Source organism: Neobacillus sp. MER 74 (genome assembly GCF_023714155.1).
In genome coordinates, this window is sequence record NZ_JAMAUV010000126.1 from 1 (window position 1) to 244 (window position 244).

The window sequence follows — 244 nt, forward strand, 5'->3', positions numbered from 1 at the left end:
TCCCAGTGTGGCCGATCACCCTCTCAGGTCGGCTACGCATCGTCGCCTTGGTGAGCCGTTACCTCACCAACTAGCTAATGCGCCGCGGGCCCATCTGTAAGTGACAGCCGAAACCGTCTTTCAGCTTCCCCTCATGAGAGGAAAAGGATTATCCGGTATTAGCACCGGTTTCCCGGTGTTATCCCAGTCTTACAGGCAGGTTGCCCACGTGTTACTCACCCGTCCGCCGCTAGACTCCGAAGAG

Annotated in this window: 1 rRNA gene; it reads right to left on the reverse strand. The window is 57.4% G+C overall.

From position 1 onward, the window contains the following. A 16S ribosomal RNA gene (locus M3610_RS28735) occupies positions 1-244 on the reverse strand; the annotation flags it as partial.